The following is a 14,986-nucleotide window of genomic DNA, read 5'->3' on the forward strand; positions in this document are numbered from 1 at the left end:
CCTCGCCACAGGCAGTGGTGAATTCGGTCAGTGTGCTTGAGGTTTAAAGGCCCTGTTGCAAAGCAGGATCATCCGGATTGAGTTGTTCCAGCTGAGCCAGCAAAACCTGCACGTTCTGTAATTGACCGCTTTCTTTCCAGTAATTGATCAGCAACACCCGCGCCTTGCGGTCGGCAGGATGGCGCTGAACGATTTCCTGCAACTGATTCTGCGCGGCTTCCAGTTCTTCGGCGCTGTGCAGGGTGGTCGCGAGGTCGTAGCGATAATCCTTGTTGTCGGGTTCAAGTTCGACGGCTTTGGATAAGCCGAGCAAAGCAAATTCGAGCTGATCATGGTGCAGCAACCATAGGCCGAGAGCATGTTGCAGATACGCCGAATCGGGCTGGGCTTTGAGCTGCTGCGCAAGCAATTGTCGGGCAGCGTCGCTCTGGCCTTGACGGTCGAGCACATCAATCTGCATGACCAGCGCCGGCAAGTTGCCCGGCTCCAGGCGCAAAGTGTTTTCCAGCGCGTCCTGCGCTTGCTTGAGTTCGGCATTGTGCAAGTGCAGGCGCGCCAGTTGCGCGTAGGTCGCAGCGCTCGGTGGTTGCTCCTTGAGGACTTGCTCCCAGCCGTCGATCGCTTGCTCCAGCGGCGCGAAGTACAACCCCAGCTCATCCGGGGTCAAACCGAGCAGGGCATTGATTGCGGCAAAGCGTACAGATTGATCTTCGTCATCCAGCAGCGGCCCGAGCAATAGGCTGCGCTGGCCGCCGGGTACCAGGCCCACGACACTTTTGATCGCCGCCAGGCGAACATCGGCCGCTTCGCTCTGCAAATCCGCATCGGCCAGTTTCAACGCCTGCGGGCTTGGGTAATTGGGCAATTCCGCATGCAGCCACACGCGGCGTTTCACCGACAGATCGGGACGCCCCAATTGCTGATACAACTGCCGCGCCGCCCCCGGCTGACCGGCACGCGCCGCCGACAAAGCTTCGCTGTAGCCATGCTTGATCGCTTCGGGGACAACCGGAGTGGTGCTGCGCAGTGACAACCAGGCGACGATCACAATCAATGCGAGGCCAAGGCTGATGAGCAGATAGCGGCGGGACTGGGGCATGCAGGTATCCGGAAACGTGCTGACTTGAGCAGAGCGGCAAGCTTCGGTCAGCTCGGCGCGGGAGTCAAACCTTGTCCTTGTGAAACGTCCTACAACACGCGTCGAATGCATTACTCGCCCGGCTTGCGATGCAGTGTCTACGCTTGCAGGAGTTGCTTTTAATGAGTGTGCCCATGCAAGCCCTGTTCAATTATTTCAAAGCGGTGATCCACCCCGGTCAGGCTGTGCTGCTGTTTGGCCTGCGCACCATCGCCGCCGGGTTGCTGACGTTGTATCTGGCGTTTTTGTTCGATCTTGACCAGCCGAAGTGGTCAATCATGGCGGTGGTGATTGTCAGCCAGCCGCTGGCGGGGATGGCGCTGGCACGCAGTTTTGGCCAGGTGATCGGAACCACGCTGGGTGCGGCGGTGGCAGTGCTGATCATGGCGATCTTCCCTCAGGCACCGCTGCCATTCATTACAACGCTCGCGTTGTGGTTGGCACTGTGTACGGCGGGCGGCACGTTGTTGCGTTACACCAGTTCGCAGGCATTCGTGCTCAGCGGGTATACAGCGGTGGTGGTGGCGTTGCTGGCGATTCCCGAACCGGACGGGACGTTTCTGCTGGCCGTCACCCGAGTCACTGAAACGTTATTGGCGGTAGCCTGCGTCTGTGTGGTCAGCCTGCTGACGGCGAGGCCCGAAGCGGTGGCCAAGGGTTATTTCGCCAAGGTTGATCAAGTGATCAAACTGGTCGCAGGCCATGCCGCAGCCGTGATTCGCACGGAAGAAAGCGAAGCCGATTTTCAGCGTCGGCAAATGCAGGTGCTCGCTGAAATCAGTGCGTTGGAGGGCCTGCGCCGGCATTTATACTTCGATGCACCGCGCCTGCGCAGCGCTAACAATCTGGTGCTGTTACTGGGCAATCAACTGATGTTGCTAACGTCGCGGCTGACCGCACTGCGTCACCAGCGGCAATTGCTCACCGAGCGTTGGGAAGGTGATCTACCGCTGGATATCCAGCGATTACGCGCCGATGAACTGGCGTTTCTCGATCAATTGGCGCAGCAGGGCCGTGCCATGCCTGAGGAGGCCCGGCACCACTTCGTCACGTTGCAGCAACAGTTCGATGCAATGGCTTATAAGGCCGAGCAATTGACCGAGGACATGAGCGCCACTCTGCGCTCACTGGCGTGGGCGCTGCGCTGGGAGCAAGCGCGGTTGATGCAACAACTGGAGCAGATTCTTGAACTCAGCGATGCGATCCAGGAAGGGCGTGAGGCCAGTTGCATGTTTCGCGGTCAGCAGAGCCCGCTGCATCTGGATTTCACCCTGGCCTCGATGAACGCAATTCGAGCGTTTACCGCTTTGCTGGTCTCCGGGCTGATCTGGATCGAAACGGCGTGGGACGGCGCTCGCGGCGGGATGATTCTGGTCGGCATCCTGTGTTCACTGATGGCGACGTTCCCGCGACCGCTGATGGCCGCGCAAAGTTATGCGCGTGGCTTGGGCGTGGCGTTGCTGGTCTCGGCGCTCTATCAATTCATGATCGTGCCGGCGATCAGCAACTTCGAAATGCTGGCGTTGGTGCTCGCGCCGTTGCTGTATGTGATCGCGGTGGGTTTATCCAGTCCGGCCACGGCGGGCATCGCGATGGGGCTGGGTTTGTCGAGTTTTCTAATGCTCGGCCCGCAGAACGCTGGTACCGGGCAGAACAGCGCAATTCAATGGTTTGAATTCGCCGGCGCTTACGTCAGCGCGGCGATGCTGGCGCTGATTGTCTACGCGTGGATTTTCCCGTTTCGTCCGGCGTGGCGCCTGCGTCGCCTCTATAACGAAGCGCGCGAGCAGGTCTATCAACTGACCAAGCTGCCGGCCACCGATGAACAGCAATTCGCTTTCGAAAGCCGCATGGTCGATCGTCTGACCAGCATGCAAGGGCTGTTGCCGGCGGTGAATGACCGAGCGATGCCGCAACTCTACGAAGTGACGCTGGCGTGTCTGGCGCTGGGGGTGGCGATGCAGCAACTACGGCTGCAAGCACAGAACAACACGCTGGTGACGCCTGCGTTCAGCCAGCATTTGTCTTCAGCGTTGCGCCACACCGGGCGGTTTGTCGCCGCGCGTGATGATGTGCAACTGGCGCCATTGCTGGAACGACTTCACGCATTAGGCGATGAGCTGGACGAATTGCACGTCGCCAGTCACGAACATCTAGGGTCGGTGTTCCGTATGCGTGTGGCGTTGCTGATCGTCGTGTCATTCCTGCAACGTCATGGCGAATATCTGCAAGCAGGAACCGTTGAAGGAGAACCGATCCTTGCCCATTGATTTCGAAGTTGGCGGCGTCTACCTGCCGCCCATTGCCCAGGCGCTGTTACTGGCGATTCCGATATTCCTGCTGCTGGATTGGGTGCTGCGTCGTCTGGGTGTGTTGCGCCTGGTCTGGCATGAAGCCCTGTTCGAAGGCGCCTTGTATGCCTGTGTCTGTGCCACGCTGATTCTGTTGATGGGAGCCTGAACCCTTGAAAATGTTGTTGGCAAGAATGATGACCGTGGCGGTGGTGATATTGGCGATCGTTCTCGGCTGGTTCGCTTGGGAGTATTACACCCGCGCGCCGTGGACACGGGATGCCCGGGTGAGGGCGGATGTGGTGACATTGTCGGCTGATGTGTCCGGGCGCATCGTCAGTCTGGCGGTGCAGGACAACCAGCACGTTGAAAAAGGCCAATTGCTGATGGAGATTGACCCGGCACGCTACAAACTGGCGGTGGAACATGCGCGACGTGAGGTCGAGGTGTCCAAAGCCACGCTGGGCCAATCGAAAGCCTCGATTGTTGCCAGTGAGGCGCTGCTCAAACAGCGCCAAAGCGAAGAACGTCGGCGGCGCACGTTGAAACAGGGTTTTGCCATTTCCGGTGAGGAGTGGGAGAAGTCCAGCACCGACGTCGCCGTGGCCCAGGCCGATCTGTTGCGCAATCAGGCCAATCTCGGGCTGGCCGAGGCCAATGTGCAATTGGCGATTGCTGCACTGAGCCAAGCGGAACTGGATTTGCAGCGCACCCGTGTCGAATCCCCGGTCAGCGGTTTCGTCACCAATCTACTGACCCGCCAGGGTGATTACGCCGTGGCCGGTGGCGCGCTGTTGGCGCTGGTCGACAGTGATTCTTTTTACATCAGCGGTTATTTCGAAGAAACCAAACTGCCGAGGATCGAAGAGGGTGACCGGGTCAAAGTGCAGTTGATGAGCGGCGAAACCTTCGGCGGTACGGTGCAGAGCATCGCCTACGCCATTGCCGACCGCGAAAACGCCCCGGGCAGTCGACTGCTGGCCAACATCAACCCGAGTTACACCTGGGTAAAACTCGCGCAACGGGTGCCGGTGCGGATCGAGATTGACGCGGATTACGCTGGCAAGAACCGCTTGCGAGCGGGCACCACAGCCACCGTAACCATCCTGGAATCACACTAACCCCTGTAGGAGCTGCCGAAGGCTGCGATCTTTTGATCTTGCCCATCCAAAAGCAACATCAAAAGATCGCAGCCTTCGGCAGCTCCTACATGTTGATTCGGCAGGCACAAAAAAGCCCCGCGACCGAATGATACGCGGGGCAAAAAATTTGGTTGGTTGCGGCCAACCAAAGGAGCTCTTTAACAATCGATTACTTGCTGGCAACAGTCTCCGGTTGCCAGCCGCCGCCAAGGGCTTTGTAAATCGCGACAATGCCGCGATACAAATCGACTTCAGCCTGCGCCTGGGTGTCTTCAGCGTTCAGACGTTCACGCTGAGCATCAAGCAGCACGAGGAAGTCGGTGGTGCCTTCGCGATAGCGGATCTCCGCCAGGTCAGCAGCCTTGCGGCTCGACTCACTCTGACGAATCAGCGAGATCAGCCGTTGCTGACGTTTGCCGTAATCGCTGAAGGCGTTTTCCGATTCTTCCAGGGCCAGCAGCACTTGCTGCTCGTAAGTCGCCAGTGCGCCTTCGGCTTCGGCATCGGCGCCGCGCAAACGCGCTCGCACGCTGCCAAGGTCGAACGCAGCCCAGGTGATGCTCGGGCCGAGTGCCCAGGCGTTGGCCGCCGAGGAACCGATTTGCGAACCACGCCCGGCCGTCCAGCCAAGGAAACCGCTGAGGCTGACCCGTGGGAACAGATCGGCTTTCGCCACGCCGATGCGCGCCGTGGCCGAAGCCAGGTTGCGTTCTGCGCTGAGGATGTCCGGGCGACGTTGCAGCAGTTCACCCGGATCGCCAATTGGCAGGGCCTTGGCAATCGCCGGCAAGTCTTTTGGGCTGAGGTCGACGGTCAGCTTGTCCGGACGCTCACCCAGCAGGGTGGCGATGCGGTTTTTCTGCCGAACCTGTTCGGCCTGCAATTGCGGCACGCTGGCTTCTACCGAAGCCAGACGCGCATCGGCACGTTCGACGTCGAGCTGATCACCAACGCCGGCGTCACGCAGGCTGATGGTGATCTTGCGCGACTCCTGCTGGTTGTTCAGGTTGGCCACGGCGATCTTTTCCCGCAACTGAGCGCCGCGCAGTTGACCGTAAGCGTCGACCAGTTCGGCAATCATGGTGACTTGCAGTTGGTACAGATCGGCTTTGGCAGCCTCTTGATCGGCGTCGCTGGCTTCCAGATTGCGCTGGATGCGTCCGAACAGATCGAGCTCCCAGGCCATGTCCAGACCGAGGTCATAGCGTTCGCTGTTGACCCGGTCGGTGGTCTGGCCGGGGATTTGCCCCTTGGCCAGATCACTGCTGACGCGGCTGGTGATGGTCGGCATTGCATCGTTGCTGGCATCGTCGCGGATTGCCCGAGCGGCTTTCCAGCGGGCGAACGCCACGCGCAGTTCACGGTTGCCTTGCAGCGATTGGGTCACCAACTGGTTGAGGGTCGGATCGTCGAATTGCTGCCACCAGATGCCTTCGAATTTCGAACGGTCGAAGTTCTTTTGCCCGGCGGCGCCGTCGGTGACGGCCGTGATGTTGGCCGCCTCCGTGGCTGGGGTCTTGTAGTCGGGGCCGACGGCGCAGGCGCTGAGGGCCAGCACCAGCAGGCTCGGCAGGAAGACTTTCAGACTCATTGTTGCGCCTCCAGTTTGAGGGCCTTAGCCGCTTTGCGGGCTTCGCCGCGCTCAACAAAGTTACGGATCAGCACGTAGAACACTGGCGTCAGCAACAGACCGAAGAAGGTCACCCCGAGCATCCCGGAGAACACCGCCACGCCCATGGCATGACGCATCTCGGCACCGGCACCGCTGGAGAACACCAGTGGCACTACACCCATGATGAACGCGAAGGAGGTCATCAGGATCGGCCGCAGACGCAGACGGCAAGCTTCCAGTACTGCGGCGAGCGGGTTGAGGCCTTCTTCCTGTTTATCCTTGGCGAACTCGACGATCAGAATCGCGTTCTTACACGCCAATCCGACCAGTACGATCAAACCGATCTGGGTAAAGATGTTGTTGTCACCGCCCGAGATGATCACGCCGGTGATGGCCGACAGCAGGGTCATCGGTACGATCAGGATCACCGCCAGCGGCAGGCTCCAGCTTTCGTATTGAGCGGCGAGCACCAGGAACGCCAGCAATACGCAGAGCGGGAACACGAACAGCGCGGTGTTGCCAGACAGAATCTGCTGGTAGGTCAGGTCGGTCCACTCGTAGGTCATGCCGTTCGGAAGTTCTTCCTTGAGCAGTTTCTCGATGGCTTTTTCGGCCTGGCCGGAGCTGTAGCCGGGAGCAGCAGCACCGTTGATTTCAGCGGTGATGAAGCCGTTGTAGTGCATCACGCGATCCGGGCCCGAGGTGTCGCTGACCTTGATGAAAGTCGCCAGCGGGATCATTTCGCCTTTGTTGTTGCGCACTTTCAGCTGACCGATCTGATCGGATTCGAGGCGGAACTGCTGCTCGGCCTGAACGTTGACCTGATAGGTGCGCCCGAAGCGGTTGAAGTCGTTGGCATACAGCGAACCCAGGTAAATCTGCAGGGTGTCGAAGATGTCGCTGACGGCCACGCCGTGGGTCTTGGCTTTTTCACGGTCGATGGCAGCATCAACCTGCGGCACGTTCACGGTGTAGCTGGTGAACAGGCCTGCCAGTTCCGGCACGTTGTGGCTCTTGTTGATGATGTTCATGGTTTCTTTGTACAGCTCGTCGTAGCCCAGGTTGCCTCGGTCTTCGATTTGCAGACGGAAACCACCAATGGTGCCCAGACCTTGTACCGGCGGTGGCGGGAAGATCGCCATGTACGCCTCTTGAATGTTGGCGAACTGGCCGTTCAAGGCACCGGCGATCGCACCGGCGGACATGCTCGCGTCTTTACGTTCGTCGAACGGCTTCAGGGTCACGAAGACGATGCCGGCGTTCGGACTGTTGGTGAAACCGTTGATCGACAGGCCCGGGAACGCTACAGCGCTTTCCACGCCTGGCTGTTTCAGCGCGAGGTCGGACATGCGTTTGATCACGTCTTCGGTGCGATCCAGGCTCGAAGCGTCCGGCAGTTGCGCGAAAGCGACGAGGTATTGCTTGTCCTGGCCGGGTACGAAACCGGTCGGGGTGCTGGAGAAACCGAAGAAGGTCAACACCATCAGGCCTGCGTACAGCAGAAGGGCGATGCCGCTGCTGCGGATAACCCGGCCCACCGTGCCGACGTAGCCATGGCTGGCGCGGTCAAAGAAGCGGTTGAACGGACGGAACAGCCAGCCACCGAAGATCTTGTCGAGCACTTTCGAGAAGCGGTCTTTCGGTGCGTCGTGGCTTTTCAGCAACACAGCGGCCAGCGCTGGCGACAGGGTCAGCGAGTTGAACGCCGAGATCACGGTCGAGATGGCAATGGTCAGTGCGAACTGTTTGTAGAACTGCCCGGTAAGGCCGGAGATAAACGCCGCCGGAATGAACACCGCACACAGCACCAGCGCCGTGGCAATGATCGGGCCGGTCACTTCACGCATCGCCCGTTTGGTCGCTTCGACCGGGGTCAGGCCGAGTCCGATGTTTCGTTCAACGTTCTCCACCACCACGATGGCGTCGTCCACCACGATACCGATGGCCAGTACCAGACCGAACAGCGACAGCGCGTTCAGCGAGAAGCCAAACAGATGCATCACCGCAAACGTACCGATCAACGATACCGGCACCGCCACCAACGGAATGATCGAGGCGCGCCAGGTTTGCAGGAACAGAATCACCACCAGCACCACGAGGATCAGTGCTTCGAAGAGGGTGTGAACCACCGCTTCGATCGAGCCGCGCACGAAGATCGTCGGGTCATAAACGATGCTGTAATCCATGCCTTGCGGGAAGCTTTTCTTCAGCTCGTCCATCTTGCCGCGAACTTCGTTCGAGATATCGATGGCGTTGGAACCTGGGCGCTGGAAGATCGGGATCGCCACGGCAGGCTGGTTGTTCAGCAACGAGCGCAGGGCGTATTGGCTGGAACCCAGCTCGACGCGAGCGATGTCTTTGAGGCGAGTGATTTCACCATTGTCGCCAGCGCGAATGATGATGTTCTCGAACTCTTCCTCAGTGACCAGACGGCCCTGAGTGTTGACCGACAGCTGGAAGCTCTGGGCATTCGGGGCAGGGGGCGCGCCCAATTGGCCGGCGGCGACCTGACGGTTCTGCTCGCGAATCGCGGTAACCACATCGGTCGCGGTCAGATTGCGTGAAGCGGTTTTGTTCGGATCGAGCCAGACCCGCAACGAGTAGTCGCCCATACCGAACAGTTGCACGTCACCGACACCGTTCAGACGCGCCAGCTCATCCTTGATATTGAGGATCGCGTAGTTCGACAGATAAAGCATGTCGTAGCGTTTGTCCGGCGAGGTCAAGTGCACAACCATGGTCAGGTCGGGCGAGGCCTTGTCGACGGTGATACCGATGCGCGTCACTTCCTCGGGAAGTTTCGGCTCGGTACGGGTCACCCGGTTTTGCACCTGCACCTGCGCGTTGTCGAGGTCAGTGCCCAGGGCGAAGGTGATGGTCAGGGTGATCTTGCCGTCGGCGGTCGACTGCGAGGACATGTACAGCATGTTCTCGACGCCGGTGATGGCTTGCTCCAGGGGAGCCGCCACGGTTTCACCGATGACTTTGGGGTTGGCGCCCGGGAAGTTCGCACGCACCACCACGGTCGGTGGCACGACTTCCGGGTATTCGCTGATTGGCAGCTGGAACAGCGAGATCGCACCGGCGATCAGGATCAGCAGCGACAGCACCGCTGCGAAGATCGGCCGTGAAATGAAGAATTGGGAAAAATTCATCGGAGTTGTCGTCCCTTAACCGCGTGGGGTCGTGGCGGCCAGCTTCACAACCGCACCGGACGCACCCTTGGCAGGGGCGACTTTGGGCAGGTTGCTGGCTTCCAGCGCTTGACGTTGTTGAGCGAGTGCCGCGATGGTCTGTTCGCTGGCCATCGGCACCACTTCCGGGGTAACCGGCGAGCCAGGGCGAACCCGTTGCAGACCCTTGACGATGATCGTGTCGTCCTTGTTCAGGCCGGTGCGAACGATGCGCAGGCCTTCGATTTTCGGACCGAGTTCGACGGCGCGGTACACGGTGTTGTTGTCCGCATCCATCACCAGCACAAACTTCTTGCCGAGGTCGGTGCCGACCGCTTCGTCGTTGATCAACATGGCGTTGTAGGTGCCGCTGCCGACCAGTTTCAGTCGTGCGTAGAGACCCGGGGTGTAGGTGCCGTCGCTGTTGTCGAACACCGCGCGACCACGGATGGTGCCGGTTTTCGGGTTGACCTGGTTGTCGACGAAGTTCATCTGACCGAGGTGCGGGTTGCCGTCTTCATTGGACAGGCCCATGTACACCGGGGTGGTCGCGCCGCGCTGACCGTTGCGAGCGAGTTGGGTGTATTTAAGGAACACACGCTCGTCGGCATCGAAGTAGGCGTAAACGCGATCAGTGGAAACCAGGCTGGTCAGCGGCGTGGTGTCGGCGGTCACCAGGTTACCGGCGGTGATCTCGGCACGGCTGACGCGGCCAGTGATCGGCGCGGTCACGCGGGTGAAGCTGAGGTTGAGTTTGGCCAGATCCAGTTGCGCTTGCAGGGCACCGACGGCGGCGCGGGCTTCTTGAGCAGCGCTGGTACGCGAGTCAGCCAGTTCGGCAGAGATCGCGTTGCTGGCACGCAGACGTTCGCCACGGCCAGCTTCGTTTTCACTGCGGGTGGCGTTGGCGCGGGATTGGGCGACAAGGGCTTCGAGGCGGCGAACCTCGGCCTGGAACGGACGCGGATCGATCTGGAACAGCAGGTCGCCTTTCTTGACCAGGGCACCTTCTGTGAAAGCGACGTCGTCGATCTGGCCGGAGACCCGTGGACGGATTTCAACGGTTTCCGGTGCTTCGAGGCGGCCGGTAAATTCGTCCCATTCGTTGACCGGTTGTTCGATCACCTTGGCCACGCTGACTTTGGCAGCAGGCTGGGTGGCGGCAGTCTCCGGAGTCTTGCCGCAGGCGCTCATCACCAGGATGGCCAGCATGGCCAACGGGAAGCGCAAATGTTTGAGTGACTGTTCCATGGATGCATCCGCCAATGTATTGAAGATGGGCGGATGATGCTCGGCAGGCTGTGATGGCACGAATCGAATGAAGCAAAGGTAACTATCATTCGGAATGATATAAGACCGTAGCGAGCCCTCTAGCATGCACCTTTCGTTAGGGTGCTATCAATATCCTTAATGAAAGTTTCATGCGAGGCGCTGCCGGCGCATGGCGCACCCATAAAGAGGGCGCGCCACTTCAGAGCGGATCAGAAGTTGTACTTGAAGCTCGTCATGATATTGCGCGGTGCGCCGTAAACCCCGTACAGACCGGACTGGCTGTAGTACTCGCGATCAAACACGTTGTTCAGATTCACCGAAGCGCTGAGGTTGTGGCTGATGTCGTACTTGGCCATCAGGTTGGTCACCGCGTAGCTGCCCTGGCTGAACGTATGCAGGTCGGCGCCGACTTTGCTCTGCCAGTTCACGCCGCCGCCAATCGTGACTTTATCCAGCGGGCCGTGCAGGCGATAGCTGGTGAAGGTCTTGAAGCTGTTGCGCGGCAGGTTGGTGTTGATGCGCTCGTCGTCGGCGTTGGTGGTCACTGAATACGCGTAGCCGGCGGAGGCCTGCCAGCCTTCGGCCAGTTCACCGTTCAACTCCATCTCGATGCCTTTGGAGGTGGTGTCCTGCTCGGAGCTGTAGACGTTGTCGTGTTGCCAGATCGCCAGGTTGTCCTGCTCCAGTTTGAACACGGCCAGGCTGGAGTTGAGCTTGCCATCGAGGTGCGTGCCCTTGATGCCGATCTCGTAGCCTTTGCCTTCCATCGGGTCGAGCGGTTTGTTGTCTTCGTCGGTGACCCACGAGGCTTGCGGGTTGAAGATCTTGGTGTAGCTGGCGTACAGCGACCAGGTGTCGTTGAGGTCGTAAACGACGCCGGCGTACGGAATGAACACGCCGTTTTCTTCGCGATTGACTTCGCTTTCTTCGCCGCCATACGGGCGATCCGAGGTGTCGCGTTTCCAGTTGATCACGCGGCTGCCGAGAATCAGGCTCAAGTCATCGCTGACGCTGAAACGCGAGGTCAGGTACGCCGCGTATTGATCTTCGTCGATCGACGATTTGCCACTGACGGCGAAGTCCGGTTTAACCGAGTTGCCGTCCCAGGTGAACAGGTTGTCGATAGCGCCCGCCGGCGAGCCGTTGTAGTCGTAACGCCAACCGCCCCAGCTCGGCGTGCTTTCTTTGTACTGTGAGAGGGTCATGCCGGTGATCAGTTGGTGTTCGCGCCCGAACAGACTGAATGGGCCGGTGAGGTACACATCGAGGTTGTCCTGACGCGGCGTGCCCGAGAAGCGCACCGGCAGTTGCGACAGACCGCTGCCGTCGGTATTCAGGTCACCCATAGCGAAGTTGAACAGTTCGTCGAACTTGTTTTCGGCGTGGGTCAGTTCGATCTTGCCGCTCCAGCCGTTGCCCAGTTGCTGCTCGATGGAAGTGAAGAAACTGGTCTGTTCATGATCGTTGTACGACCAGTCTGGCGCAGCATTTAGCGAACGTTGCAGGTCGGTGCGCTGACCGGTGCTGAAACGCGTCGGCAGGCCGGAGCGCAGCGGCGAGTCGATATCGCTGCGCAGATAACTGAAGCCCATGGTCAGCAGGGTGTCTTCCGTCAGATCAAACTCGGTGATGCCGTAGATCAGCTGCGACTGCTGATTGTAACGGTCGATCCAGGCTTTCTCGGTTTTGTAATCGGCGACAAAGCGTCCGCGCACATTGCCGGTTTCCGTCAGCGGCCCCGACACATCAAAACCGGTGCCGTAGCGATCCCAGTTGCCGGCCTCACCGGTGATGCTGGCCTGCGCTTCGGCAGTCGGTCGCTTGCGGATTAGATTGATCGTCGCGGACGGGTTGCCCATGCCACTGATCAAACCGGTGGCACCGCGCACGACTTCTATGCGGTCGTACATCGCCATGCTTTGCGAATAGTTGTCGAGGCGCGTGTTGGTGGGAACGCCGTCGACCTCATAGTTCTGAATCGCAAAACCGCGCGACCAGTAGGAATCGCTTTCCGAACCGAGACCGTCGCGCACCACGGTGATGCCCGGCGTGGCTTCGAGGGCATCGGTCAGGTTGGTCAGGCGCTGGTCATCGAGACGCTGACGGGTCATCACCGTCATCGATTGCGGTGTTTCCCGCGGGGTCAGGTTCAGCCGCGTCGAGCTGCTGGAGGAATACGTGGTGTAGAGCCCGGTGCCTTCAGTGGTCGAACCCGGCGCCTTGCCGGAAATCGACACCGCGCCCAGCTCCAGCGCATCACCGGTGCTGGCCTGCAGCGAATAATTGCCGTTGGCGCCGCGACTGGCTTCAAGCCCGGAACCGGTCAGCAGAATCGCCAGGCCTTGGTCGACGTCGTAACGACCTTTAAGGCCGGATGTGCTGCGCCCCTCGGTCAGCGATGTCGAATAGGACAACAGGATGTGCGCAGTTTGGCCAAAACGCGTCAACGCCGGTGCGAGCGCGCCAGCGGGGATATCGAAATCTTCTTGCGTTTGCTCGGCGGCGGCCCAGTTCGGCGCGATCAGCAGTGGTGCGGTCACAGCCATGCATGCGATGCCTTGAACCACGGCGCCGGCCAGTTTCTGTTTGATCGAGAATTGCCAGCCCTGGCGTTTGCGTGCGGTGAGATTCACGAGTTGCTTCCCCATTGAATTGAATGTCTGGGGTTTAAGTCTCGCGAGAATCGAAATCGGACCACCCAAATGCGAATATTTTTCAGTATCAGGCGGTGCGCGGTTTCAACGTCACCCAGTAGCGAGTGAATTGCTGCACATCGAGCTGCAAAGTGTCGGCGACGGCGAAGATGATTTTCTCGGTGTTGCCGAGGGGGAAGGTGCCGGAAACCCGCAGGTCGGCCAAACGCGGATCACAGGCCAGATGGCCCTGGCGATAACGGCTCAGGTCTTCGAGGAAGTCGGCCAGACGTTGGCCTTGCGCGACCAGCATGCCCTGACTCCAGGCCGGCGTGGTAAGTGCAATGACTTGCCTGCTGAAAATCTCCCCGGCGCTGAAACTGATTTGTTCGCCGGCCTTGAGTGCGATGGGCTGATGCGGCATACGGGAAGGGTTGATCGCCAACGTGCCCTGATAAACGCTGACCTGAGTGAAACCGGCGCGCTGTCTGACGCTGAAGCGCGCGAGTGCGGATTCCAGTCGACCCTGAGCGGTGTCCACCGACAACAATCGGCCATCGGCGCGGGTGACCAGCAGCTCGCCGCGCAGCAACTTGATGCGCCGCGATTCCCGTTCAAAAACCACGTTGATTGCGCTGTCGGTGTTGAGCTGGATTTGCGTGTTATCGGCCAGCGTAAAGCTCTTTTGCTCGCCAACCTGGCTGTAGTAATCCGCGCGCCAGTCTTGCACCAACGCCGTGTCTTTCATGGCCCAGGCACCGGCACCGGCCGCAAACAAAACGCTCAACTGCTTGAGCGCCGAACGCCGTGACAGCGTGGGTCGCAGGGCGGCGTGGGCGAGGGGACGCTGGTCGGGGCTGCGCAGGTCGCGCATGCGTCGTGCGAACACTTCCGCCCGTTGCCAGGCGTGCTCGTGCACCGGGTGCGCCTGACGCCAGCGCATCCACGCCGCGAGCGTCGCTTCGCTGACCTCGGGCTCCTGCAACTCAAGGTGCCAGTGCATGGCCTGCTCGGCGACGTCGCCGGAAATCGCCAAAGTATCTTCGCGGTTCATGGCAGGTCGAGGCTATCGTCGAGCATGATGCACATCGCCCCGGCCCTGATGATGTAGCGCTTGACCGTGGTGATCGAAACGTCGAGCCGCGCGGCAATTTCACCGTGACTCAAACCGTCCATCTGCGACAACAGAAACGCCTCACGCACCGGGCGCTCAAGACCTTCGAGCGCAGCGTCGAGGGCGATCAGGGTTTCCAGCAGAATGGCCTGAGTTTCCAGGCTCGGCGCGACCTGCTCGGGCATCGCTGCCAGTGCTTCAAGGTAAGCGCGTTCGAGTTTTTGTCGGCGGTAGTGATTGCACAGAACACTCTGTGCCACCTTCGCCAGAAAGGTGCGCGGGGCATGCAACTCGGGCACTTGCTCCTTGGCCAGCAGGCGCATGAACGTGTCCTGTGCCAGATCAGCCGCACTCTGCGAGCAATTGAGCCGACGCCGTAGCCAGTTCTGTAACCAACCGTGCTGCTGGCGATAGAGCACAGCGACATCGCAGAAACTGGTTTGTGGAGATGGAAGCATCGTAGGAGGGCGCCGGATAAGGATGGTACAAATGATAATCCTTATCATATATATCGGCTGGGTGTGGCGGCAAGAAGTGTGCGTAGGAATTTTCGCAGCAGAGGTTGGCGCAAAGAGGCTAACGTCGCTGAGGTGTCAGCGACGACGTCACCA

General features: G+C 59.9%; 10 protein-coding genes. 3 read left to right on the top strand and 7 right to left on the bottom strand.

Annotation, left to right across the window (positions count from 1 at the left end):
- Nucleotides 1-43: 43 nt before the first annotated feature.
- Entirely contained in the window at nt 44-1,099 is a 1,056-nt protein-coding gene (locus ACIOMO_RS02115) for a tetratricopeptide repeat protein (RefSeq protein ID WP_159811321.1), read from the bottom strand.
- A gap of 161 nt (nt 1,100-1,260) precedes the next feature.
- Between ACIOMO_RS02115 and ACIOMO_RS02120 the strand changes: the two genes are divergently transcribed.
- Genes ACIOMO_RS02120 through ACIOMO_RS02130 form a run of 3 tightly spaced genes read left to right on the top strand, consistent with a single transcriptional unit; the run spans nt 1,261 to nt 4,550 of the window.
- Nucleotides 1,261-3,408 (top strand): FUSC family protein, encoded by a 2,148-nt coding sequence (locus ACIOMO_RS02120; protein ID WP_401237770.1) that lies wholly within the window; start codon nt 1,261-1,263, stop codon nt 3,406-3,408.
- Complete coding sequence (locus tag ACIOMO_RS02125) at nt 3,398-3,598, top strand: DUF1656 domain-containing protein (RefSeq protein ID WP_053119922.1); 201 nt, start codon at nt 3,398-3,400, stop codon at nt 3,596-3,598. Before ACIOMO_RS02120 ends, ACIOMO_RS02125 begins: the two co-directional genes overlap by 11 nt.
- A gap of 4 nt (nt 3,599-3,602) precedes the next feature.
- Nucleotides 3,603-4,550 carry a biotin/lipoyl-binding protein gene (locus tag ACIOMO_RS02130; RefSeq protein ID WP_401237771.1) on the top strand — a complete coding sequence of 316 codons (948 nt, stop codon included), beginning with the start codon at nt 3,603-3,605 and terminating at the stop codon, nt 4,548-4,550.
- Nucleotides 4,551-4,740: 190 nt separating this feature from the next.
- Here ACIOMO_RS02130 and ACIOMO_RS02135 read toward each other — a convergent pair whose 3' ends face one another.
- The 6 genes from ACIOMO_RS02135 to ACIOMO_RS02160 form a co-directional block, all read right to left on the bottom strand.
- Nucleotides 4,741-6,162, bottom strand: coding sequence for an efflux transporter outer membrane subunit (locus ACIOMO_RS02135; RefSeq protein WP_053119925.1), 1,422 nt, complete (start codon nt 6,160-6,162; stop codon nt 4,741-4,743).
- Complete coding sequence (locus tag ACIOMO_RS02140) at nt 6,159-9,338, bottom strand: efflux RND transporter permease subunit (RefSeq protein ID WP_053119927.1); 3,180 nt, start codon at nt 9,336-9,338, stop codon at nt 6,159-6,161. The genes ACIOMO_RS02135 and ACIOMO_RS02140 overlap by 4 nt, the downstream gene beginning before the upstream one ends.
- Nucleotides 9,339-9,353: 15 nt before the next feature.
- Nucleotides 9,354-10,607, bottom strand: a complete 1,254-nt coding sequence (gene mexE / locus ACIOMO_RS02145; protein WP_401237773.1) for a multidrug efflux RND transporter periplasmic adaptor subunit MexE — start codon at nt 10,605-10,607, stop codon at nt 9,354-9,356.
- 230 nt (nt 10,608-10,837) lie between these two features.
- Complete coding sequence (locus ACIOMO_RS02150) at nt 10,838-13,174, bottom strand: TonB-dependent siderophore receptor (RefSeq protein ID WP_401239389.1); 2,337 nt, start codon at nt 13,172-13,174, stop codon at nt 10,838-10,840.
- Between the two features lie 175 nt (nt 13,175-13,349).
- Entirely contained in the window at nt 13,350-14,315 is a 966-nt protein-coding gene (locus ACIOMO_RS02155) for a FecR domain-containing protein (RefSeq protein ID WP_401237774.1), read from the bottom strand.
- Entirely contained in the window at nt 14,312-14,833 is a 522-nt protein-coding gene (locus ACIOMO_RS02160; RefSeq protein ID WP_401237775.1) for a sigma-70 family RNA polymerase sigma factor, read from the bottom strand. Before ACIOMO_RS02160 ends, ACIOMO_RS02155 begins: the two co-directional genes overlap by 4 nt.
- Nucleotides 14,834-14,986: the final 153 nt, after the last annotated feature.

The organism is Pseudomonas sp. NPDC087804 (assembly GCF_044742965.1).
GTDB classification, from domain to species: domain Bacteria; phylum Pseudomonadota; class Gammaproteobacteria; order Pseudomonadales; family Pseudomonadaceae; genus Aquipseudomonas; species Aquipseudomonas rustica.

Bases quoted from the DNA above. Each gene is read 5' to 3' on its own strand.
- ACIOMO_RS02115 (WP_159811321.1), bottom strand. From the start codon at position 1,099: ATGCCCCAGTCCCGCCGCTATCTGCTCATCAGCCTTGGCCTCGCATTG.
- ACIOMO_RS02120 (WP_401237770.1), top strand. From the start codon at position 1,261: ATGAGTGTGCCCATGCAAGCCCTGTTCAATTATTTCAAAGCGGTGATC.
- ACIOMO_RS02135 (WP_053119925.1), bottom strand. From the start codon at position 6,162: ATGAGTCTGAAAGTCTTCCTGCCGAGCCTGCTGGTGCTGGCCCTCAGC.
- ACIOMO_RS02140 (WP_053119927.1), bottom strand. From the start codon at position 9,338: ATGAATTTTTCCCAATTCTTCATTTCACGGCCGATCTTCGCAGCGGTG.
- mexE (WP_401237773.1), bottom strand. From the start codon at position 10,607: ATGGAACAGTCACTCAAACATTTGCGCTTCCCGTTGGCCATGCTGGCC.
- ACIOMO_RS02150 (WP_401239389.1), bottom strand. From the start codon at position 13,174: ATGGCTGTGACCGCACCACTGCTGATCGCGCCGAACTGGGCCGCCGCC.
- ACIOMO_RS02155 (WP_401237774.1), bottom strand. From the start codon at position 14,315: ATGAACCGCGAAGATACTTTGGCGATTTCCGGCGACGTCGCCGAGCAG.
- ACIOMO_RS02160 (WP_401237775.1), bottom strand. From the start codon at position 14,833: ATGCTTCCATCTCCACAAACCAGTTTCTGCGATGTCGCTGTGCTCTAT.